Origin of the sequence: Vibrio sp. 1-Bac 57 (assembly GCF_037546855.1) — a bacterium.
GTDB lineage: Bacteria > Pseudomonadota > Gammaproteobacteria > Enterobacterales > Psychromonadaceae > Psychromonas.
On the sequence record NZ_JALAAC010000013.1, the window covers coordinates 57,048 to 78,536 of the forward strand.

A 21,489-nucleotide genomic window follows, 5' to 3' on the forward strand; every position below is an offset into this window, starting at 1 on the left:
GTAGATGCCGCTATTATTCGTCATAGTGAGAAAGATGAATTATTTTATGATGCAACCAGTAAAGTATAAACATGGCCTTTTCCTTTATTGCTGAGCAGCTTGCTCAGCGTAAACAGCAACACTTGCACCGTGCTTCTGTCCCCATCACGGGTAAACAAGCTCGTTATATTGAAGTTAACGGAAAACAATACCTTAATTTTTCTAGCAACGATTATTTGGGCTTAGCTTCAGACCCGTTATTAGTTAATGCTTGGAAAAAAGGTGCTGATTTATTTGGTATTGGCAGTGGTGGCTCCTATTTGGTGACTGGGTATAATAAAGTGCATCACGATGTGACCCAACAACTTCAAGAATGGTTAGGGTTAGAAGCCGTTGCACTTTTTAGCTCTGGTTATTCAGCTAATCAAGCTCTTATAAAGTTACTACTCTCAAAAAATGATTTATTAGTACAAGACAAAATAAATCATGCCTCTTTGATGGAAGCCGGCTCCATTAGTGCTGCTAAAATGCACCGTTTTAAGCATAATGATATGCAACATCTTGACAGCATTTTAAATACCCACCAACGAGCTGAAAACAAACTGGTTATTTCAGAAGGGGTATTCAGCATGGATGGCGATAGTGCACCTATCAACGCACTTAAACAACAATGCACCGCGCATAATGCTTGGTTAATGATTGATGATGCACACGGTTTAGGCGTATTAGGCAAAGAGGGTAAAGGTACGATTGTTGACCAGCAACTTGATAATAGCGATGTAAATATTTATATGGCCACTTTCGGTAAAGCCTTAGGTGTGGGCGGCGCTTTTGTTTCGGGTTCATCGCAACTTATCGATTATATTAATAACTTTTCAAAACCTTATATTTACACCACAGGTCTACCGCCGGCAATGGTGTATTGCATTGGTCAGGCTGCTCATCTAGCACAAACGCAGCAATGGCGTCGAGATCAGTTAGGAGAATTAATTCACTACTTTAAACACTTATCAGCACACTACGAAATTCCTTTAATGCCATCAAACACCGCTATTCAACCGGTATTAATTGGAGCGAGTGATACTGCCTTAGCGGTTAGTCAACACTTAAAAGATAAAGGCTTTTGGACAACGGCGATTCGTCCACCAACAGTCGCTAAGGGAAGTGCTAGGTTAAGAGTAACCCTTACCAGTCAGCATCAAAAACAAGATATTGAAATACTCGTCAAACAGATTAAACAGGCTATTGATGCAAATAACTTCCAATAAAAAAGTCCTAAAGCAACAGTCTGTAAAAAATTCTGTTAACCAGGTAAACGTGGCTTCAACTGATACAAGTAAAAAGACCATTAACAAAAAAGCGGTCAAAGCCTCTTTTTCAAAAGCAGCTGGTCATTACGATCAATTCGCGGATTTACAAAGAGAGATAGGTCACCACCTTTTTGACCTGATGCCTGTTAACGTCAAGCAATCGAGTTCTATACTCGATTTAGGGTGTGGCACCGGTTATTTTTCTGCTTTGTTACGTGAAATGAATATTAAAGCTTCACTTGCCTGCTTCGATTTGTCTCCACAGATGTTGCAGCAAACTGCACAAAGAAAATTGACATCATGCCAATATGTAGAAGGTGATATTGATGCTCAGCCATTTACTGCTGGGCAATTTGATCTGATTTTTTCAAATCTAGTCTTACAGTGGAGTGAGCAACTCAGTTTATCATTACAACAAACTAATCATGCCCTTAAATACGATGGTAACTTGTGCTTTTCTACCTTACTCGATGGATCTCTATTTGAACTTCAACAAGCTTGGAAAAGCATTGATAGCGCGGTACACGTTAATCATTTTTTAAGTAAAGAACAAGTTTTGACTGCTGTAAAACTAGCAGGTTATCAACAGGTTAAAATATTCACTGAAACACGTATAAAAAAATACCCCGATGTAATCAGCGTGCTTAAGGCTTTAAAAGGAATTGGGGCTAATCATGTGCATGATAGAGACAACAAGCAAACTTCAAATAGGCAATTATTAAATCAATTAGAGCTTGGTTATCAAACTTTTAAAGACCAAAACGGTTACTATAATTTGAGTTATCAAGTTTGTTATATTGTTGCACAAAAATAAGCTAATGCTTGTATTGCTAGCATCGCTTTTTAACACCCTTTTAAAAAATGAGTAAACAATCAATGTCAGAATCTACTTTAGCCCCAATAACTGAACCCAGTATGCTTACTAGAATCAACACAAATCTTGCTTCTACTACCTATTTTATCACTGGAACTGATACAGACGTCGGTAAAACTATTTGCACCAAAGCATTATTACAAGCAGCCAATGAGCAAGGGAAAAGCACTTTGGCCTATAAACCTATATCTGCAGGTTGTAGTCAAACTGAACAAGGGTTACGCAATGATGATGCGTTAATTTTACAGCAAAATAGTAGCTTGCAAGTTGACTATGCCGCGGTCAATCCCATTGCTTACCAGCAACCTATTGCCCCACATATTGCTGCCAATGAAACTAATCAGCCTATTAGTCTCGCTACGGTAGATCAAGGTTTAACATTCTTACAACAACAGTTGCCTCAATGCTTATTTGTAGAAGGTGCGGGAGGGTGGCATTTGCCGATTAATAAGCATCAGTTATTTTCAGAATGGGTCGTTGCAAATGAAATACCAGTTATTTTAGTGGTGGGTTTAAAACTAGGATGTTTAAACCATGCGTTATTAACCGCTCAGAGTATTGAACAGAGTGGGCTAAATATCGCTGGTTGGATTGCCAATCATCTTCAAGCGGAGATGCCCTATGTGCAACAAAATATTGTCTCCTTAACAAGTTTCATTAATGCGCCATTACTTGCTGAAATACCTTATTTAGATAATATTGAACAACAGAATTTGTCGCAATATATCAATGTAACCTTTATTTAGCTTATTTAGTCCATCTACCTATCACTTTACATAATGTTAATTATAAACAGTTAACATTTAGATGCTTTCAAACCAACTTGGCACAGCACGTTTAGTCCATTTTGCAAACTTCGCTTTATCTCCTCGATAGAATTTTCGATAAGCAGCAACAGCGTCACCATCGACTTTATAAATGTCAGGCATTGCTTGGGGGAAGGGGGTTAAACCGATAGCAGGAAAAGCATATTGTTCAATACTTGGTAAAACGGCCATCGACTTATGGTCGTTTTGTTTATTATAACGGTACTTATACTCATCATTTAAAGCCACAGTTAAATCGCGTAACCAAATGAAGTTATCGTAGGATTCTTCTACCCACAATACACTGGGATGCTTCATGTGTGTCGATTTATATGGGGTAACGAATCCTTTTTTATTTAATGCCGTACAAAGTAGTTGCACACTTTCTAATATCATTTTTACAACGTGTTGATCGCAATGGTATTGAGCGCACTGTTTTATGTCTTTATCTAATATAAATATGTTCATAGCAGCCTCTAGAAATTTTTATCTATGCTGCAATACGTCTTAAACCAATATAAGGATCTGTTTTTTAAACTTAGATTCAAATAATTCGTGCGTTAGATGCAATCCTTTTTTGCATAACTACTTTTGCTCATTAAAGGCCTATTCATGAGCAGCAAAATACTTTATCAAATTATGGAAATTGAGTCTTTTTATCTAACTTGGATTCAGATCATAAGTTCGTAAAAGTGATCAAGTAGTATTTCTAGGTATAAACACACCAATACAAAAAGTTAAGTTATTACTTGGGTTAGATTTAGCCAATAAATGTAACATTCTAATTTATCAATTTCTTAACCATTTAATTTTTGGATCAAATAAATGTAAACTAAAAAGCTGTTTAAAGTCTCTTTTAGAGTTTGTTAATGTATATTTTTTTATATCTGCATGGTAGCTTAAAAAACAAACAGTAAATCATATGTTGTTCGTATGCTGAAGGAGTCGATATGGTAGCTACGGTTGGAAATTATTGTATCTTGGTTGAAGATATTGGCTCCGCTGGAATTCAGGCTATTCTTCAGATTTCAGCCGGCCTTGGGACGCCACCAAATCAAATTGCAAAAAAAGTCTGCCAAGCACCTTCTGTGCTTATTTCTGAAATTGATTTAGAAAGCGCAGAACAAATAAACCAATTGTTGAAGTCTATTGGATTGAATACTGTCGTAGATAATGAAGACAACATTTCAATCGAAAATTGCCAGCTTTATGATGTCGCAATTCGTTACCTTGAAGTTACTCACTTAAAAGAAACGCTTGATATCATTTCTCACGTCATTGGACTTGAACCTCAAAAAATACTGTCGTTGTCGTCATTACCTCCTGGCATCATAATTGGCTCAGTCGGGATCGGTTTAATTGATGCTTTGCAAAAGCGACTAGGTGAAAATGCCAAGTTATTATTTGCTAAGGCCCATGAAGATATCTACGATATTTTTGTCGAAGATACACAATATTTGCCACATGAACTAAAAACTAGTTTAGAAAAAACTTATGGGAAAAGCCGAGGATATATACCACTAGATGTTTCTTATGAGGATGCAAAGAAATTATTTGTTAAATTACCTAAAGGTAATAGTTCAAGGATATTCCAACGTAAATTACTCAGTTATGACCTAGTGTTGGAAAGTGAAAACCATGCTCCTGAGGCAATTAGGGCTCTTGCTCAAATCCTTGATATGCCAGAAAAAATTGTACAGCGAATTATGCAAAATACGCCAATTGTTGTGGCAGAAGCACTCGATTATGAACAATCTATTCTAATGTGTGAACTCGCAAAGGAGTCGAACCTTAACTTGACTAATCGACTCTATAATTTTCAACAATACTCTCTCTATGTAGATCAATATCGTCATCACTCAAGCATTGCGGAGTTAAAAGAGTTTTATGATATTGCTTTGCCAAACCGTTTACCCGCTAAAATCAAAAGCGGTTTTTCTGAACTTGAGTGTCAAATATTAACGCCACAATTTGATGCAATGGGGTTGGTCTATCGTTTCGAACAGGAGATGGTTGAATGACGGACGCAAACAATCAACAACAATCGCAAAATAATCTCCATTTAGGAATTTGTGAGTCAGGTAAACTATTGCATATTGTAGGGCGCTTTGATGATGCACTTGAAAAATATCGAAATGCCATGGTTATGTGTGCTTCACAACATGCTCCCCAGGTGTTTGCCCGCCACTATGTAGACTGTATTTTAGATTGTTTACAGCATGCTAAACGATTTGATGCTGCGCTTGAATTGTTGGACCAAGCAATTTCAAATAAAGGCAATGAAAGTCCTGTTGTGATTGCACCATTTCTATTTCGAAAGCTGATTGTTTTATGTCAGCTTGGACAGCACCAAGAGGCTTTGATTTTAGTCTCAGAGCTGGATTCGACAATGTATGCAGATAGCTCCTTATATCTTGCATTGAAACAAGCATTAGTCCGACGTCAATCGATGCCCGAAAGGTGGTTAGATCAAATATTGAATCACCATAAATTTTACACCGTGCGCAAAGATAATGTTGATAAAAAGCGAGCGGAAATAGGACAAAAACATTAACTTAAAAGGGTAAATGCAGATGGCCAAATATGATGGAATGAAACCTGGAGAAATCCTAGCAGATGCAAGTGTTGCTGAATTTATTTCTAGCTTAGGGTTGGGTATTGCCGCCGCACAACAAGCTTTGGATGAAAATACTATTAGTCAACTTGGGCAATTTTCATTGCCTCGCGAAGGGCTTGGGAACAGATCTTTGCTTGAACTTGGTTTAATGCCAGCGTTTTATCACTATCAATACGCTGATATTTCCTGTTCTATGCAAATTAGACTTGAGGTCGGAAAAAGTTTTGAAATAGGTGGTCAGGCAAGTTTAGACTTTAACAATGGAAATAATGCTTCTTCGCAAGAAAGTTTAAATCAAAATAGTGAAGAGTCTGTATCAAGTACGACAAGTATTAACCGCACAGCCGAAATGAAATACCACGTCACTGAGACTGGGACTATGTCTTTAAACGGTACAAATTATACTGCCACTGGGGCGACACCTGCTTTAAGGCTTAAAAATCTTCGAGATCAATTATTAGGAAACACAAGCTCCAATATAGAAGGCTTAGTATATGAGCCTCCCATTACCACTCCTCCTGTATTAAGTACTCTAGCCACAAACGATAAAGTACTTATACAATCACCATTTGTAACATTTTTAAAAACAACGGTACCCTATGGTTTTATTTGGATGAAAGCAAACCAAGATACTGATTACATAATTAACGATACAACAACAATTCCCACTGTATCAGCCGCTGATCTAGGGACGTATGCGACATCAGTGTTAGCAAGCTTTAGGGTAGCGTTCACCCATCAGGACGACTTTGTTAGTATGTTCACCCCGCAAATGGCACAAGAGGGGGATGAGTTTAATTCTGTTGCATATGCTACAGGTGTTGCTGAGTTAGAAGGCGACGCACTTGAGGAGGCAGTGCTGTTGGCAAATTTAGCTAAATATATAAATTTACCCGTAGAAATTGAAGGATTTACTGACCGTGTAGGAAGTACTGCTAAAAATTTGGAACTTGGCAAAAGTCGTGCAAACCGGATGAAGGATGTTTTTATTGCACATGGTGTGAATGCAAACTCAATTATCATACGGCCTAGTCGAGGAGAAGCCGCTGCTGCTGAGGCTGGTGATAACAACGGTACGGCAAATGCGAATTATCGTAAAACGTCTGTCTATATTCCGACACTTGAGTCCTATGTATTAAAAGTGCAATCTACAAATACCATTCTTGATAGTGCAGAGATTGCACCTAACGCCATCACCGATACTAACCTGCAAAATGGATGGTTTTATCTTGCACCAACGGAAGCATTAAGTATTTCGGGAGAGGAACTAAATATTGATAATGGTGCTGCAAATATTCCTTACAGTGGTGGGTCAGTTAATACCATTGCTTCGGGACATGCAAATGCCTATGCTGAAAATTTAACGCTGGCAGTAAATGCATTGCCAGGGTATGCCGCCTCAAGAACAGGTGCGACGGTACGAATTATGAAAGCGACCGATACCTATAGCGTTAAGTTATTTTCAAAAGTTGACCAAAGTGCTGAATTAACAAGTAACGAAACATATCAAGTTACAAAGAATTTTAATAGTTCTACATCATCCACCACAAACAGCGAAGAAAATTCTCAGAGTAATTCTACTGTTGCTATTGGAGTATCGGTAGATGCGCGTTATTCACGACAATTTGAAATGGAAGTAACTGGTAACTCACAAATATCTGCAAGATTGGTTTCAATACCGGCGCCTCCTGAGTTTCTTAAGGTGATCAAAGAATATCAAAATGGGTTAGGAGAATGAGTAGCGCAGGCGCAACTGTTCGGGAAATGTCCTCAGCACCACTTCCTGACATTGTAAGTAGTCTTGGACTTGCGATTGCGCAGGGACAATTCGCGCTTGATTTGAATTCTGCAGAAATCGCAAAAACCTTAACCACCACTGAAATAGAGATTGATGGTAAGAATTACAATCTTCTAGAGCTAGGTTTTTTACCTACATTTTACGCCTATACAGAAGCAACAGTTGAAGCGAAGTTGAGCTATACAATCAATGAAAGTACTGAGACAGAGATTTCAGGCGAGCTTACCATTTCTTACGCAGTAGTTGCTGCGACAGTGTCTGCTAGTTATGCACGAAAGTTCAGTGTAGAAGCCTCTGGTTCATCATCAATTGCTGCACGATTAGTCGCGCTGCCACCACCTGAAAAATTTTTAAAAGTACTAAATGCAGTGATTGAACGTTAACCAACAATAAGAGTAAAGGGAGAGCATAATGAGTATTGGCCAAGATCTATTAAACGTACCAATGGGTGATATGATCCGAGATATGGCATTTGCTATTGCGGACAGTCAATTTCAACTCGATCAAAGCAGTATGCGCACTGCTGAAATGATGGGAGGGTTGCAAACGGTTTATGACGAAGAAGGTAAAATAAGTTTTGATGATAGTAGAATATTCTTTGGTTATGAATATATGACTGTCAAACAAGCATTAGCTTATGCAATTTTCGACGACGGACTAACGGGCGAAATAAATGATGACACATTGAAATTAAAAGATTTAATTCTCGATGTCATTGCAACTTTTGCAGATAAAAATAATTCAACAGGTACTTCAAAAACAGATAGGAGTGATGTTGTGGATGATGGTGGGAAGTTATCACCAGCTTTGAAGGAATTTGAAGATGAAATCATTCGAGTTCCAACACGTTTATCAATGATGGAACTTGGGTTTAGTCCGACATTTTATCAGTTTGTTGATACGATTATTGAAGTAAAAATTGCCATCAAAATGACTCGTGAATCTAGCTATTCTCGTACCACATCAAAATCTACAAACGATTCAAGTACCGATAAAACGAGAGGGCTAAAGTTCTCGGGTATTAAAGGTTTGAGGTTTGGCTTACTTGCCGCTAGAAACAATACAACTAGTAATAGTGTGCAAACTACACAGGTAGATGCCACATATTCAAGTAAATATTCGTATTCTGCTGAAGGGGCTACTTTATTGCGTACCAAAATGGTGCCTATTCCACCTCCTGCTGTGTTAGAAGATCGTATTCGTCAACGTATGGATATCGAGGCCGAATTGCTAGCACAGCAAATAGAGAACAATAAACCTAAAACAAATGAAAGTTAAATAAGCGCACCCAGACCAATCGTCTAACTATTTAATTTTCATTTGGATTCGTGCCCAATCGTGAGGGCTCATAAATAGAAAGGAGTTAACATGAGCATTGGACAAGATCTATTAAACGTACCCTTTCCCGAAATGGTCAAATCAATGGGAGTTGGTATTGCTCAAGCGCAATATGAACTTGATTTAACATCGATGAAAATTGCAAGGTTGATGGGGGGATATGATATCGAAGAGGATGAGAATGGAAACTCTTCTACAACTGGAGAACGCACTAACCTGGTAAAAATTGGCCCTAAAGAAGACGATGAATATAGTCTACTGGAGCTTGGATTTACACCAACATTCTATCAGTTTGTTGATACTTTGATAGAAGTGAAAATGTCAATATCCATGAGTCGTGAAACTACGCGGGCGAAGAAGATAAAGTCAGGGCAAGTGAATATGTCAGGAAAACTTGGTTTTTTCTCCGCTAAAGCATCGGTAAATGCGTCATCGGTTTCAGCAAGTTTTTCAAGCAAATACCAGTATTCAGCAGAAGGAAGTTCATTGATGCGAACCAAACTCGTGACTGTGCCACCACCACCAATGCTAGAAGAACGCATTCGTCAAATTCTTGATCGAGATGTTAAACCAGTAATTAAACCAGATGGTGAAGCCTAATATTTCAATTTAACTTCAGAGGAGTTTGATGCTATGACACTTAAATCTTGGAAACATCTTCTTGATGAAGTTGATGAGCCCTTGAAAGATTTTGAAAAAAATCCATCAAAAGAAATAGGAAAATTGCTTACAGAAGATTCTAAAATTTCTAAGCTGCTCCTCGAACGTAAAAATCTTGAAGCAAAGATGAGTTTCCTAACCCAAAAAAATGGTGAAAATGATTCAAGCTCCGACCCTCGATTTCCGGTACAAACGTTATCCCAACGGCGTAATGAGGATGCCCGTTGGCTTGCTCAACGTAAGGAAATTTTTTCAAAAGCAGAGGTGCAATCATCACGCCAACTTATTAGAGCACAACACCCCACTGCAACTGGGACTGCCAGAAAATTACGAACAGGGCAAACTGCTTTCAAGCAACGTAGTTCGCTAAAAGATTTTGATATTGAAAAACCTCTGCAAAGCTTGAGAGACAAAACAAATTTAGAAAGTGATAAAAAATTAAAGCAACATAAAGATAAATTACTTACCAAGTTACAAGAAAAACTTAACAGTGTTGGTAATGAAATGATTGATGACACACTAAAGAATGGATTTTCAAAGGATAAATTGAGTAAAAAAGCTAAAGAACAAAGCCTAGAGATTGTTCGTAAAGCAGCTAAAGCTAAGGAAAGTTATGAGTCAAGAAGGAATAAATTACTTTCAGTTATCAACGGGGGATCGGGTGATTTGGATGCAAGAGCAAAACTGATTTCTGAACGTTTAGAAAAAATGGCTGAAACAGGTGTGGATAATGGAATGAAAGATCGAGATGCTTCTCGAGATAAAAATCGAGACGAAAATAGATTGAATAGCATTAAAAATAGATTGAGGGGTTAGCTATGCCAGATTCGACCAAAGTGACTGCGCAAGGGATACAAGATATGTTAACAGCGCTTACCGATGCACTAGGAGCATCTCAGGCTCATTTATCTTCGATGGCAGCATATGATGCAGCTGGACGAGAATTACCGCGTTACCATATTCCACACTTAGATTTTACTTTTGATATCGAAGCTAGTCAGTCTACTCAACCAGGTGTTGGCTTTAAAATGGGGCCAAGGGAATCGAGTAGTGTCGAAACAAGTGCAAAAATTTCAGGCAGGATTGTATCTATTCCTCCTAATGCCGGTTTACCTAAAATTGAAATATTAATTGAGTTGGCATCACAAAAAATAATAGCAACATTAATAAATGAAGCTGGTGAGATGATGACCAATACACAGATTAGTGTAGAGATCGATAGTGAACTAACGGTCCAAGCAGGTGGAACACAACCAACATCAAATCAAAAGACATCTCTTTTAGTTGCTCAACAGTATTTGACAGATGCAGGCGGCATTGCCCAAATAGATATTGTCACGGCACAGTTACATGCTACAAAGCCTATGGTATTACGCATTTCGAGTGGTAATACGGAGAGCTATATTGCCATCACTAAGGGGGCTTTGACATGATCAAAACAATCACAGTAGAAGGCCAATTTATTAGTGAACTGTCTTTACAAAATATTGAAATGTCAGTTGTACTCGAGTATTTTTCAATTCCTAGAGGCTGGATTAAATATGCTGAGCTACCGTTTGATAAAAATGGTGTGTTCTCCCAAAAAATCAACCCCGAAGCATTCACCAAGCTTACAAGTTTTCCTGCAATGCAACTTCGCATTGTTCATCCTCAGCTGGATACAAAAAATGCAATATTGTTAACGTCCCCTGTTATTTCAATCAAGGAAGAAACTAGTTTTTTATTAAACTTTGGCACTATTTTTATTGATGTTAAAAGACCTCTTGAGCTCTTATCTCCGGCTTATGAGAAAGCTGATACTGCATTTTATGGTAGCATAATAAAGGAAAGTAAAGGAGGGGACTCAGGGGAGATCGGGTCTTCAAGTGATTTAGAAAATAGCTTACGCAAAAAGGTATCTGAATTAAATGTGGCTAAAATCAGTCTTGAGGAAGAGCTGAGTTTGGTTAGGAAAAGTGCAAAAGTTGCCATTGATGCAAAAGAGTTGGGTGATGTACAAGTTAAAAAACTCCAAAGTGACCTTGAAATATTACAAGGCGGGACAGAAGCCCCCAAAATTAATGATATTGCCAATGAAATATCTCAAGCTATACAAATTGACAGTGTAAATACCGGATATAAAATCTCAACAGCTAATGTCAAACTTAAAGGGTACATGGCTAATGGTGGCAGGAGTTTTCGTGCGCTTGATGCTGTTGAGTTAGCCCGTGTTAATCCAGAAACTGCAAGTGAAATTAGTTTTACTCTAAGCAACACCAATAATGACAGTTCTTCATCGCAAAAGGCGCCAGACATTGTTGGGCTTACACCCGCTACTGCGAGCCGTGTTTTATTACCCTTGGGGTTAAAATTACGCGTTATTGAGATGGAACAATCAACCAGCCCAACTGGAGGAATTTTTATGCAAAAACCAGATCCTGGAACAGAGATCCTTTTGGGAGAAAATTTTATTTCGGCTTTTGTGGCGGTTAAAAGAGGGGGGCAGAAAATATGAGTGATTTTAAAAAATTAACTCAAGATATTGCCACGGCACCACTGGGTGATATTATCGCATCGGTTGGGCGCGGTGTTGCCGAAGCACAAAAAGCGCTCGACGAAAGCTCAATTCAAGCCTATTTAGATCTTTATTCCGATCAAGCCCATTTAAAAGCGTTACGGGAGTTGGGGTATCGACCGACCTTTTATACCATTCCAAAAGCGAGTGCAGAAATTAACCTTGCATTTACTATTTCGGGTTCGTCACAAAGCGAGGGAATAAATAATCAATCCCTTGTTAGTCGCCAGGTTATGGCTCCAAGTAGTAACATTAATTTAAATAACAAGTTGCAGACGTTAAAGGTTTCTCAAACACGACGTGTTGTACCAAAACTTTATGCTTCACCTGTGGATGCAGGTTTTCAAAATCAATATAATTATGAAAGCAAGGTCAGCGCAAAAATTATTTTCGATGTTGTGGCTATCCCTCCTTCAAGTGAAATTGAAAATAGTCGCCCAGTTCCTAATGTCGTTGGGAAAACATTGGCACAAGCAACTTTGATACTGGATAGTCTTGATCTTAATGTTGAAACAGAAATTGAGGATGAAACTACAGTGATAGGGGGGCAAAACCCGGATCCTACAATTGTTGTATTTTTAAGCGTGGGTGAAACTGTACAGCTATTACCATAAGTAGAGATCATTAGAACAACCATAAGCATCTACGATTAATACTAAAAACTGGTTTATTTGATATTTTAAATGTTGATTTATTACATACTTGATGAGTATCGATGACTATAAGTTACTTACTCTAAAGTAGTGTTTGTTTAAATTAGCTCTGCCGATATTTGTAGTTTTTATTCTAGTGCCGTAAATTATATTCACGGCACTAGATAGTTACTCGTTATTCTAACCTTGATCTATTTAATACAAGCTCCAGCAATTTTAAAACAGCGATATAAAAAGAATGTTACCTACTTTAATACAGTAAACTATAAAGTTTACGGCGGTATTCAGAGACTAATGCCGCATCATCTACTGTGGCCAAAATATCTAACATGGTTTTTTTTGCATCGCCATTTTCATAACCTAAGTCCTGGCATAACAGACTATATAAAAGAGCAAGCGCTTCACTAAAGCGTTTGTTTTGATGGTATTGAATCGCAAGTTGGTATTGAATCGGTTGTTTATTCGAAGCATCAATTAACGCATTTTCTAACGCTATTATTTCTGGCGTTTGTGCTGATTGTTCAGCGAGTTTTAACTCTGACATCAAGCTATGATAAATCATATTTTGATCTGCCGTAGGAATAACTGCTAAGATAGGTTTTGCATTTTCAAACTCACCCAATGCTAAATAAATTTGTGCCGTTGCAAGTTTAATTTGGTTATCTTCAGGATTAAGATTTTGCGCTTGCACAATTGTTGCTTTCGCTTCATCTAATTTACCTTGAGCAAATAGTGTTTGCGCATCACCTAACAACGATTGCGCTGGGTCGGGAAGGTGTTTATTGATGAAGTTATTGATGAAGTCAGCATTTTGCTCTCCAGCAAAACCGTCTACACCTTGTCCATTAACAAACATGTAAACAGTTGGAACACTTTTTATTTCAAAATGCTGCACAATTTGCTGTTCTGTCTCGCAGTTTATTTTCGCGAGTGTAAAGCCATTTGCATGTTCTCTTTGTAGTTGTTCAAGTAAAGGCAACAAAGAACGACAGATAGTGCATTGGCTTGACCAAAAAACAGCCAGCACAGGTTTATTCACTGAACCTTGTGCAATAATAGTTTGAAAATCTTGCACGGTTACATCAAATATATCTGCTTGCATATTCGGTTTATCCTCTTTATTAAATATTCTACGAAATGTTTGCCAATGATACGTGAAGATTGATGGACAGCAAAGACTATGCGTTTGATATTAGCGCTATTATCAAGTGATTAACGTATAAAAAGGTGAGCATCAGCAACAATGTTATAAATATTCGCTTTGAGAAGTAATGAGTTGATTTTTCTTCTTGTTTTTAAAGGCTTGCAAAAGTAACATTAGACGCTCAATAAAAGGAGCATTTACATGTTAACAGGTAGTATCGTAGCACTCGTAACCCCAATGGATGAGACCGGCGAAATTGATTATAATGCATTAAAAGAACTTGTAGAGTTCCATATTAAATCAAAAACTGCAGCTATTGTTGCTGTAGGCACGTCTGGTGAGTCAGCAACTTTCAGTGTTGATGATCATGTTAAAGTTGTTGAACGTACTATCACTTATGCTGCGGGTCGAATCCCTGTGATTGCTGGTAATGGCGCTAATTCAACATCTGAAGCAATTGCATTAAGCAAATTATTTACTAATAGTGGCATTGTTGCAGGTTTAAATGTAACTCCTTATTACAATAAACCAACGCAAGAAGGTTTATACCTTCATTTTAAAGCGATTGCAGAATCGTGCGAATTACCACAAATTTTATACAACGTACCTGGTAGAACGGCGGTTGATATGTTGCCTGAAACGGTTGCGCGTTTAGCTAAAATTCCAAATATTATTGGTATTAAAGAAGCAACTGGTGACTTACAACGCCTTGCTGAATTAAAAGCAATCTTGCCTGAAGATTTTGTACTCTATAGTGGAGACGATGCAACGGGTTGTGACTTTATTTTACAAGGTGGTCATGGTGTAATTTCTGTATCAACCAATATTGCTCCCGTTGAAATGGCTGAAATGTGTGAGCATGCTTTGGCAGGTGAAGTTGAAAAAGCACAAGCTATCAATACTCAATTAATGCCTATACATACCAACCTTTATCATGAAGCGAACCCAATTCCAGTTAAATGGGCCTGTGCGGAGCTAGGTTTAATTCCTACGGCTACGTTACGTTTGCCATTAACAACATTATCTGAGCAATATCAGGGTACTGTTCGAAATGCCTTAATAGAAGCAAAATTACTGTCATGATTAAAAACAACGCACTGACTAAAATTGCTAGTTTGGTGATCCTAAGTTCAGCGATCACTAGCTGTGCTAGGTTTGATACTAGAACACAAGCAGAAGGTAATGATGATTATCTACAAGCTACACTAATTGAAAAATTTGATAGTGGAAATTTTTCAACATTAGAAAATCGTTCTACTTTTGATATTCAAGGGCTTTCAACGCAACAAGAAAAGCTAGGATTAAGTGGTAAAGATGTAGATGTTCGCCCTCCAAGTCAATTGATGGCTGTACTTGATGGTGTTTTACTCGACCCAGATCTTACACAGAGTAAAGTTTGGTTTAATGCTTTTAAACAAGAAACCAATATTGAACAAAAAGTGTGGGACTTAGCGCTACAGTACTTAGCATCCAAAGATGCGAAGGATGTTGTTGCAGACAGATCAGCGCTATCTATTGATACTGGTGTTGTTGTTAACCAACGTAGTTACGGCAGTTTAAGTAAAAATACAGTGCGTGAAGAAGGTGAATATCAATTACAATTAGCGGAAGGCGGAGATGGGCGAAGTATTTCTTTATCTGTTGACGCGACAAGCTATCAACAGTTAAATGATAATGAGCCGGTTAAAGAAATTTTAGAAGGCCGCAATAAACGCAGCATAGAAATTCGCTTTATCAACGACATGCTCAATTTTGCTTATTTGAAGCAAGAATCAGAGGCGTTAATCGCGGCTGACAATAAGCCTTTACCAATTAAACTTGGTTTTGATGAAAGTCATCAAACGGCTTGGATCATTGATGCAGAATTTACAGAAGTTTGGCGTAAACTACCTGCCTTATTGCAGTTAATGAGCTTTAGTCCTGTTGATAATGATAAGAATCTAGGTTATTTCCTAGTAAAATTTGAATCTCAAGATGCACAATATTGGCAGAAAAGAAACTTGAATCCAATTAACTTGGAAGAAGGCGAGTACTTTGTTCAATTAGGTGAATTAACCGGTGGGGATACATCTTTAACTTGGTTAAACTCTGATAAAAAACAACTTTCTGAGCAGGAAGTGACTGAGTTATATTTAAGTATCACTGATAATATTCGCAGTGTTATTTTAGAAAATGATATTCAGACTAAACCTTTATAAGAATAGTGTTTAGATATTGAAAGCCTGACTTGTGATGAGTTAGGCTTTTTTGTTTCTATTCACTGTAAGCATTAAAAATTTTATTACTAATAACACTCCTTATCTTTTAACTTTTAAAATTATTTATTATCTTGATCTTTTTGTTGTTGTACCTGTTCTTCTTCAAGTCGTTTCTGCTGTTCTAATGCCTCTTTTTCTTTTTTCTCTTTAATCGCTATCACTACACTATCGGGTAGTTTCATATTCGCGCTTTGTTTTAACAGTAATATATTGCTAAGGATGATTCCTAATACAATCACCACGATAAAGATCACCCAACCTGTAGACATAATTATTTCTCCGATGGATATAAAAAAAGCAGAACTTAGTTCTGCTTCGATATTAACCTTTACCTGTAGATTAGCTAGTATTAGTCGATCAGATTGTATTGCTCACGAAGAATATCGATGATTTCTTGTTTTGGATTGTCTGAAAGTACTATTTTTTTACCAATCACTTTTTCAGCAATACCAATGTAGGTTTCAGAAATTTTCATTAATACAGATTCAGGTAAAGCATTTTCTTGTGCTAATGCAAAACGTTCTGGCATACGCTCTTTATTCAAAAGAATATCAGGATCAGGAAAATGTTTAAGTAATAATTGACGGAAATCTTCTTTAGAATTTTCAACAATTTTACCTTCACGATAGGCTGGGCCATCCCAAATTCGAGATGAATCGGGAGTACCGACTTCATCCATATAGATTAGTTTTTCATTGCCAGCTTTATCCGTGACATAACCAAACTCAAATTTTGTATCAACAAAAATTTGGTCCAATTTAGCTAACTCACTACTGATCACTTCAAAACCTTCTTTTAGTAGTTTTTCATAATCAGCAATGTGCGATGCTGAAGTAAAGTTAAATGCAGCAAAATTATCTTCGATATTTTTACGTGTAATATTTACGTCATCAGCTTCTTGAACGCCTGCAATACCTTTTAAAATACCTTTAGTAGAAGGAGTGATTAACAACTCAGGTAATTTTGTATTATTAGATAAACCCTCTGCTATTTCGATACCGCAAAATTCACGTTCACCTTTTTCATAGGCACGCCACATCGAACCTGTAATATATTGGCGTGCAATCGCTTCAATCATTACTGGACGAGCTTTTTGTACAATCCAAACAAAAGGATGTGGGATATCTAGAATGTGGCTGTCTGCTAAGCCTTGTTCTTTAAATAGTCTGAACCAGTGATTTGAAATAGCGTTTAATGCTGCACCTTTACCTGGTACGCCATTCATTCCACCTTCGCCGTGCCAAATGCAATCAAACGCAGAAATACGATCGCTGATCACCATGATGGCTAGTGGAGCATCTGCTGCTACATCGTAACCTTTTTCTTCAATTAAACGTTTGCTATCGTCAGCTGTTAACCAATAAACTGAACGCACTTTACCACTGTGGACTGGCTGGTCAGTACGAATTGGTAAATCGTTGTTTACAGCTAATACTTTGTCGGCAAGACTCATAAAAATATCCTATAAAAAGTCAAAGTGAGCAGAAAGTTCTGCAAAAAATAATAAAGTCAGGATGATAGCAGATTGTATGTAAAAAGTTTTATGATAATTATAATAAAAAACTAATAGAATAGCTTATTTAAGCGGAGGTCCTGATACTAAAAGTTGCAAAATGAGACCGACTAGCACTTATAAAAATAACTGTAATCGAGTACTTATAGTTTTGTATTATCTATAGATGAGGCGATTTTAAATCATTAATTTCAAGTCACTCAAAGGGGTGCCGATACTAATAAACTCATTACTCAGCAATAGAACAAAAAACGAAAAAATGATTAACAAAATAGGTAAAGTGTTAAATGGCTAAAGGCTTCACATTTAAACAATTTCATATTGATGCCGCTCTTTGTGGTATGCCTGTCAGCACCGATGGTGTGCTACTAGGAGCATGGGCGAATATTAGTAATGCACAAAGTATTTTAGATATTGGTTGTGGTACAGGTTTATTATCTATTATGTGTGCGCAACGCAATAAAAAAGCGTTTATTACAGGTATAGATATAGAAGAAAATGCAGTGGGTGCGGCAACGGATAATAGTGAGCAAAGTCCATGGTCTGATAGAATTACGATCAAAAATAGCTCGTTACAGGATTTTGTTAGAAATGTTCAAACATTCTCAAACATTATATGTAATCCACCTTATTTTAATAGTGGTGAAGAAGCACTATTATCACAAAGAGCCTTGGCTAGGCATACTTCGGGTTTATCACATCAAACATTACTTAATGCTTGTTCTGACTTACTAATTACAGGAGGCACTGCTAGTTTTATTTTACCTAAAGTCGAAGGCATGAATTTTATCGCACTATTGGATAGTTGCGATATTATTAGTAGTAATGTACTAAAATTATCACGTTTGACTTTGGTAAAAACGCGCCAAGATAAACAACCAACGCGCTTATTAATAGAGATAACTAAGTCGTTACTCCCTGAACCTAAAGTAGCTGACTCTAAAATAACAGATTCTAAAACAACCTTGTCACAAATACCTGATCCGCAAATTAACACTGCTCTTGCAACTATGGCGAGCAAACACGAAACCCAATTTGAGATATTAACAATTAATGAAGGGAATGGTTATTCAAAGGAGTTTATTGCACTTACCAAAGACTTTTATTTGAAAATGTAGGTTAAGCTATTTTTAACTTATTTAACTTATTTAACTTATTTAACTTATTTAACTTATTTAACCTATTAGGTGTAATCAAAAAATTGTCTATGGTCTTTACCTGCACTAAAACTGCTTATCTTATTGCGGTGTTTTACTGCTTTCCAATGTGCAACCTGTGCGCCCTTATTTACATGAGGAAAGGAGCTGTCATGTGGTGAGGAACTGACATGCGATGAGGAATCCTTTTCATCAATAGAAATTTTTAAAAAATCACAAAGTATTTGATAGCTATTTTGCTTACTTATATCAATGGAAAGAAAACAAGACTTGCCTGAGAAATAATCCGTTACTTCTGTTTTATGATTTTCATAACAAGCCGTTAGATGTTCATCGGTTAATAAATCAGGGTGGGATAACTGAAAGGTTTGATCAAATGAACGTTTTAATACGGGACTAAATTGACCTGTTTTAAGCGTTAGGTGTGGCAACATTCTTTGTAATAAACGTTGAACGGAAGGTAACCAAGCGGTTAAGTCTCGTGTTAAATAGATAAACTGGGATCCCGGAAATAATTTATCTAATTGTTTATAATCTGAAAAACATGGGCAATCAGTTACTACATCGGCAAGAGCAAAGGTCTGTTTAGTGAAAGCAGTATGCGCCACTTTAAAACCTAAGTTTAAAAATGCAACGCTGATACTAGTCGTGCCAGTTCTAGGTAAACCGATAATAAAAACCTTACTCATGTATTCGTCTCTGATCAATTAATGAAGAGGATTGTAACGAATACCAAGTAAAGTTAAATCAAAAGTTATTATTAATTATTAGGCAGCTTTGTCATTCATTAGCAATTAACCATTATTAATGATGTGTTGCATTGTATCAATAATATCAACCGCCATCGTTAGCTGTTGCTTGGATAAAGGCTCAGTTGCAAAGTGGCCTAGGTCATTATCAAAATATTGGCCATTGTGCTCAGCCATATCTGGCGATAATGCAATTTCAATCACTATGTTTGCACCAATACTTAAATCGTTTCCTGCAATACCAAAGCCTTCTTTCACCATTTTACTGGCTAATAATGATCCTGGATTGACCGAAATACAGTCTGGGCCTTCACTGTTAAGGCTGAATGAATGTGTCCATAATCTAATGGCTAATTTGCTTTGTGCATAAGCTGGCATGTCATCAAGGTCGACTCTCCCTAGCATTGCATCGATATTTACTGGTGATTGCGCGGCTGATGATAAATTAACAATACGACCATTTTTACCTAAAACAGGTGTCAGCAATTGACTCAAATAATAAGGCGCAATGCTATTAACAACAAATCGAACATCTAATCCTTGTTTATTTTTTGTTGCTGATGTTTTAAATACACCTGCATTATTGATCAGTACATCGATGCTTTTATATTTAGCTAATATTGTAGCGGCAAGATCTTTCACTGCCTCGAGATCGGATAAATCTGCGAGCATGGTGTCTACTTTAGACACATTCGTTAAAGCAAGTAGTTTAAGTTGTGCAGACTTTAATTTTTCTTTGTTACGACCATGAATGATTAAATCATGCCCTAGAGATGCTAATTTCTTTGCTGTTTCAAAGCCAATACCATCTGTAGCACCCGTAATTAAAATTGTTTTATGCATTATATAACTCCAAAATAAAAAGAAAGATGATAAGAATCCAGTATTGAATACGCCCAGATTAAGGGTTAGTTATAATTTGTAGTGGATTTAAAAGTTAACCCATAAATTCTAGTTGGTGTTGTTTAAGTTAAATAATTATATGACCTAGTGACAATCTTGATAATATACTTAAACAGTGAATCACTTTATATTTTATGTTGATAATGATAGAGGTTATACAATTTTGAATATCGAACATTTAAAATTATTCTTACGCGTTGCTGCGACGAATAACATTAGTTTAGCAGGACAAGCATTAGGGTTATCAGCAGCGGTTGCAAGTAATCATATAAGTAAATTAGAGGAGAATTTAAAGGTTCGTCTGGTTCATAGAACAACACGTAAAGTTTCGTTAACCGAAGAGGGCAAAGCCTTTTTACCCTATGCCGAAGATGTTATTGCAAGTGTAGCTTCTGCACAAGCTGCGTTAAGGTTTACTGATAATGCTTTGAAAGGGACGTTACGCTTAACTGCACCTGCTTCGTTTGGGCGAATGCATCTAATCCCTGCTTTAACGGACTTTTTAGCACAGCACCCAGGATTGAATATTGATTTAAAGTTATCTGATTCCATAGTCGATTTAGTAGAAGGAGGGTTTGATATTGCCATACGCAACTCACAGCTGAAAGACTCAAGTTTGATCGCCAGAAAATTAGCGACCGATAGCCGTATTGTTTGTGCATCCCCTGACTACCTTGCAAAGCATGGCGTTCCTGTTTCTCCGCAAGATCTAAAAAATCATCAATGTATTTCTTTAACTGGTTTGGATCATTGGAGCTTTGCAGGAGAAAATGGAGAAATGGTGATAAAAGCAAAAGGTAACCTCAGTGCAGATAATGGCGAAGCTATTCGTGATGCCTGTGTTAATGGATTAGGCATCACCGTTTGTTCTAAGTGGATTGCCTACCAACAACTACAGGATAATAAACTCATTCCTGTGCTAACGGATTATCCTCTTGCTAGCGATACTTCGATATGGGCTATCTACCCGAGTGCTCGACAAGTTGCTCCAAAAATTCGTGCTTTTATTGATTATTGTAAACAGTATTTTGTTGAAAATGCATATTGGGAGCAGTAGACGACTTGAGGCTAAAATGAATTCACTTTCTTACCATTTATAAGAACCAGATCGAAACCTAATGCTTAACCTAAATCCCGAACTCATTTACTCTGTTCACTTTCATTCACTGCTTATTA

Annotated in this window: 23 protein-coding genes; 17 read left to right on the forward strand and 6 right to left on the reverse strand. The window is 37.2% G+C overall.

The annotated features are described in order from the left end of the window. Positions 1-71: 71 nt before the first annotated feature. From bioF to bioD, 3 genes are all read left to right on the forward strand, one after another. Positions 72-1,247, forward strand: coding sequence for an 8-amino-7-oxononanoate synthase (bioF, locus tag MT391_RS10365; protein ID WP_499497885.1), 1,176 nt, complete (start codon positions 72-74; stop codon positions 1,245-1,247). Further along, a complete protein-coding gene (gene bioC, locus MT391_RS10370; protein ID WP_499497887.1) occupies positions 1,228-2,103 on the forward strand; it encodes a malonyl-ACP O-methyltransferase BioC in 876 nt (291 codons plus the stop codon). Before bioF ends, bioC begins: the two co-directional genes overlap by 20 nt. A gap of 62 nt (positions 2,104-2,165) precedes the next feature. Then, positions 2,166-2,909, forward strand: a complete 744-nt coding sequence (bioD, locus tag MT391_RS10375) for a dethiobiotin synthase (RefSeq protein ID WP_499497889.1) — start codon at positions 2,166-2,168, stop codon at positions 2,907-2,909. 57 nt (positions 2,910-2,966) lie between these two features. Here bioD and MT391_RS10380 read toward each other — a convergent pair whose 3' ends face one another. Next, positions 2,967-3,437, reverse strand: a complete 471-nt coding sequence (locus tag MT391_RS10380) for a pyrimidine dimer DNA glycosylase/endonuclease V (RefSeq protein WP_499497891.1) — start codon at positions 3,435-3,437, stop codon at positions 2,967-2,969. 482 nt (positions 3,438-3,919) lie between these two features. Here MT391_RS10380 and MT391_RS10385 point away from each other — a divergent pair, with 482 nt between their 5' ends. The 10 genes from MT391_RS10385 (at position 3,920) to MT391_RS10430 (ending at position 12,550) form a co-directional block, all read left to right on the forward strand. Further along, positions 3,920-4,990 carry a hypothetical protein gene (locus MT391_RS10385; RefSeq protein WP_499497893.1) on the forward strand — a complete coding sequence of 357 codons (1,071 nt, stop codon included), beginning with the start codon at positions 3,920-3,922 and terminating at the stop codon, positions 4,988-4,990. Continuing rightward, entirely contained in the window at positions 4,987-5,523 is a 537-nt protein-coding gene (locus tag MT391_RS10390; RefSeq protein WP_166369409.1) for a hypothetical protein, read from the forward strand. The genes MT391_RS10385 and MT391_RS10390 overlap by 4 nt, the downstream gene beginning before the upstream one ends. Positions 5,524-5,542: 19 nt before the next feature. Next, positions 5,543-7,324 carry an OmpA family protein gene (locus tag MT391_RS10395; RefSeq protein ID WP_205962952.1) on the forward strand — a complete coding sequence of 594 codons (1,782 nt, stop codon included), beginning with the start codon at positions 5,543-5,545 and terminating at the stop codon, positions 7,322-7,324. Beyond that, positions 7,321-7,767, forward strand: a complete 447-nt coding sequence (locus MT391_RS10400; RefSeq protein WP_166369411.1) for a hypothetical protein — start codon at positions 7,321-7,323, stop codon at positions 7,765-7,767. The genes MT391_RS10395 and MT391_RS10400 overlap by 4 nt, the downstream gene beginning before the upstream one ends. A 28-nt stretch (positions 7,768-7,795) precedes the next feature. Then, the gene (locus MT391_RS10405) at positions 7,796-8,662 is read left to right on the forward strand and encodes a hypothetical protein (RefSeq protein ID WP_166369413.1); all 867 of its coding nucleotides are present in this window, start codon (positions 7,796-7,798) and stop codon (positions 8,660-8,662) included. Between the two features lie 90 nt (positions 8,663-8,752). After that, complete coding sequence (locus tag MT391_RS10410; RefSeq protein ID WP_166369415.1) at positions 8,753-9,322, forward strand: hypothetical protein; 570 nt, start codon at positions 8,753-8,755, stop codon at positions 9,320-9,322. A gap of 33 nt (positions 9,323-9,355) precedes the next feature. Beyond that, the gene (locus tag MT391_RS10415; RefSeq protein ID WP_499497895.1) at positions 9,356-10,198 is read left to right on the forward strand and encodes a hypothetical protein; all 843 of its coding nucleotides are present in this window, start codon (positions 9,356-9,358) and stop codon (positions 10,196-10,198) included. A 2-nt stretch (positions 10,199-10,200) separates the two neighbouring features. Continuing rightward, complete coding sequence (locus MT391_RS10420; protein ID WP_499497896.1) at positions 10,201-10,815, forward strand: hypothetical protein; 615 nt, start codon at positions 10,201-10,203, stop codon at positions 10,813-10,815. Beyond that, on the forward strand, positions 10,812-11,876 hold the full coding sequence (locus MT391_RS10425) for a PASTA domain-containing protein (protein ID WP_499497898.1): 1,065 nt from the start codon (positions 10,812-10,814) through the stop codon (positions 11,874-11,876). Before MT391_RS10420 ends, MT391_RS10425 begins: the two co-directional genes overlap by 4 nt. Next, the gene (locus MT391_RS10430) at positions 11,873-12,550 is read left to right on the forward strand and encodes a PASTA domain-containing protein (protein ID WP_166369423.1); all 678 of its coding nucleotides are present in this window, start codon (positions 11,873-11,875) and stop codon (positions 12,548-12,550) included. Before MT391_RS10425 ends, MT391_RS10430 begins: the two co-directional genes overlap by 4 nt. A gap of 289 nt (positions 12,551-12,839) precedes the next feature. Here the strand turns inward: MT391_RS10430 and MT391_RS10435 are convergent, their stop codons facing one another. Further along, a complete protein-coding gene (locus MT391_RS10435) occupies positions 12,840-13,691 on the reverse strand; it encodes a tetratricopeptide repeat protein (RefSeq protein ID WP_499497900.1) in 852 nt (283 codons plus the stop codon). 243 nt (positions 13,692-13,934) lie between these two features. Between MT391_RS10435 and dapA the strand changes: the two genes are divergently transcribed. Continuing rightward, complete coding sequence (gene dapA, locus MT391_RS10440; protein ID WP_499497901.1) at positions 13,935-14,816, forward strand: 4-hydroxy-tetrahydrodipicolinate synthase; 882 nt, start codon at positions 13,935-13,937, stop codon at positions 14,814-14,816. Further along, positions 14,813-15,931: an NlpB/DapX family lipoprotein gene (bamC, locus tag MT391_RS10445; RefSeq protein WP_499497903.1), complete on the forward strand. Its 1,119-nt coding sequence runs from the start codon at positions 14,813-14,815 to the stop codon at positions 15,929-15,931. The genes dapA and bamC overlap by 4 nt, the downstream gene beginning before the upstream one ends. 119 nt (positions 15,932-16,050) lie before the next feature. Here the strand turns inward: bamC and MT391_RS10450 are convergent, their stop codons facing one another. Continuing rightward, positions 16,051-16,260 carry a DUF2897 family protein gene (locus tag MT391_RS10450; protein WP_499497904.1) on the reverse strand — a complete coding sequence of 70 codons (210 nt, stop codon included), beginning with the start codon at positions 16,258-16,260 and terminating at the stop codon, positions 16,051-16,053. Between the two features lie 80 nt (positions 16,261-16,340). Beyond that, a complete protein-coding gene (locus MT391_RS10455) occupies positions 16,341-17,444 on the reverse strand; it encodes a phosphoribosylaminoimidazolesuccinocarboxamide synthase (RefSeq protein WP_499497906.1) in 1,104 nt (367 codons plus the stop codon). Positions 17,445-17,791: 347 nt separating this feature from the next. Here MT391_RS10455 and MT391_RS10460 point away from each other — a divergent pair, with 347 nt between their 5' ends. Next, positions 17,792-18,622 carry a tRNA1(Val) (adenine(37)-N6)-methyltransferase gene (locus MT391_RS10460; protein WP_499497907.1) on the forward strand — a complete coding sequence of 277 codons (831 nt, stop codon included), beginning with the start codon at positions 17,792-17,794 and terminating at the stop codon, positions 18,620-18,622. 65 nt (positions 18,623-18,687) lie between these two features. On the opposite strand, the gene MT391_RS10465 is transcribed toward MT391_RS10460, so the two are convergent. Both MT391_RS10465 and MT391_RS10470 read right to left on the reverse strand, forming a co-directional pair. Next, positions 18,688-19,350, reverse strand: a complete 663-nt coding sequence (locus MT391_RS10465) for a sulfotransferase (RefSeq protein WP_499497909.1) — start codon at positions 19,348-19,350, stop codon at positions 18,688-18,690. A 105-nt stretch (positions 19,351-19,455) separates the two neighbouring features. Next, a complete protein-coding gene (locus MT391_RS10470) occupies positions 19,456-20,253 on the reverse strand; it encodes an SDR family NAD(P)-dependent oxidoreductase (protein WP_499497910.1) in 798 nt (265 codons plus the stop codon). Positions 20,254-20,476: 223 nt separating this feature from the next. Here MT391_RS10470 and MT391_RS10475 point away from each other — a divergent pair, with 223 nt between their 5' ends. Next, complete coding sequence (locus tag MT391_RS10475; protein WP_499497912.1) at positions 20,477-21,370, forward strand: LysR family transcriptional regulator; 894 nt, start codon at positions 20,477-20,479, stop codon at positions 21,368-21,370. The last annotated feature ends 119 nt before the right edge of the window (positions 21,371-21,489 follow it).